The organism is Novosphingobium capsulatum NBRC 12533 (assembly GCF_001598375.1).
Lineage (GTDB): Bacteria > Pseudomonadota > Alphaproteobacteria > Sphingomonadales > Sphingomonadaceae > Novosphingobium > Novosphingobium capsulatum.
Genome location: NZ_BCYV01000054.1, coordinates 1 through 1709 on the forward strand (window position 1 = coordinate 1; position 1709 = coordinate 1709).

General features: G+C 65.4%; 1 protein-coding gene. It reads right to left on the reverse strand.

Features of this window, described 5'->3' with window-relative positions:
• On the reverse strand, positions 1 to 1709 hold a 1709-nt coding region (gene traA, locus SCA01S_RS21510), incomplete at both ends, for a Ti-type conjugative transfer relaxase TraA (RefSeq protein WP_084391188.1).

A 1709-nucleotide genomic window follows, 5' to 3' on the forward strand; every position in this document is an offset into this window, starting at 1 on the left:
GCGGTTGGTCTCGACCGCGACATCGGTGCCAAGCGTGCCATGATCGCGCAGGCGATCCCGGGCCTGCGCATTCAGTTCATCGCATTCTGCATTGGTATGGGTGAGAATGAGCCGGCTGGCCTCGGGATGGGCCTGCCGATCGGCATCCCAGCGCTCGATCAAGGCATCGCGAGCCGATTCGCGCGTGCGTGATTCGACCACCAGACCGGCCGCGTGATAGGCTTCGATGGCTTCGCCGGTCCTGCCCGTTGCCAGCTGCCGCGTGGCATCGCGCTGCCACTCTTCCGCCTGCCGGCGTACTTCGGTGATTTCCACCGCGCCATGCCGCTCGGCCATGCTGCGGAAGGCAGCCCCCGCTTCGATCGCCTGGAGCTGCTGCGGATCGCCAACCAGCACGACCTTTGCGCCTTGGCGCTCGGCTTCACTGACCACGCGTTCCATCTGGCGCGTGCCGATCATCCCGGCTTCGTCGATCACCAGGATGGAATTGGGCATCAGGGTCTCGCGTCCCTGCGCCCACTGGTGCTCGAGACTGGCAATCGTGCGTGAGGCAATACCCGAGCCGTTTTCCAGGTTCTCAGCGGCAATACCGGAGAGGGCAATGCCACGCACATCGTAGCCGGCTTTCTCCCAAGCCTCGCGCGCAACGCCCAGCATCGCGCTTTTGCCGGTCCCGGCATAGCCGATCACGTTGGCAATACCCAGACCGCCGGTGACATGCGCGAGCGCATGGCGCTGCTCGACCGACAGCACCAGACCACGCGCTTCGGCGCGGTCCAGCGCGGCTGCCAGATGGCGCGCCGGCACGCCATGATGGCGCTCCGCGTCGAGCCTGGCCGTGGCCTTCTCCAGCCGCTGTTCGGTCTCGAGCATGGCGCGCGAGGTAAAGCGCTCTTCGCCGCGTCCGTCTGGCCCCAAGCGCACCAGATCGGGCGAACCGCGCACCGCCGCCAGCACGGCATCGAACTGGTCTTTGCCCTCGCTGTGGCGGTGCACGAACGTGGCAAGATCGCGCGAAGTGAAGGTCGCCTGCTGGTGGGTGATGGCATCGAGCGCGATGCCGGGGTTTTCGAGGATCTTTTCGCCATTGCTCCGGGCGATGGCAAAATGCTCTTCCAACCGCTCGCGAACCAGGCCTTCCTGTACCATCCGCGCAGCGGCCGGGCCGATCTTGTTCTGAGGCTCCAGGTCGATGCCCTGGGCCTCCAAGCTGCGGTGATCGATCCGTGCGTCGATATCGAGCTGCGCCAGCCGTTCGTTGACATGCTCGGCCCAGGCTTCGCGCCAGTGGGTCAAGAGCTCGGTCTTGTTCCACTCGCGCACTTTGGCGCCGAAGCCATTCTCGCTAACTTCGCGCATGCCCAGCATCACATGGGCATGGGGCTTCGCGAGGCCGTCCGGTCCCACATCCCAGTGCACATTGAGGTCGGCGACCATGCCCCGGTCGACGAACTCCCTTTGCACAAAATCCCGCGCCAATTGGATGCCATCGGCCTGGCTCATCTCGCGGGGAATGGCGAACTCGATCTCGCGGGCGAGCTGCGCGTCCTTGCGCACTTCCACGGCTTCGACCTCATTCCACAGCTTCGCCCGATCCCGCCACTCCTCTGGCGCGCCCTCGGGCAGCATGACTTCGCTATGCACGACGCCGGTCTTGTTGGAGAAATCGTGGTGCCGATCGAGCCGCTCGTCATAGAGCCGATCGGCGG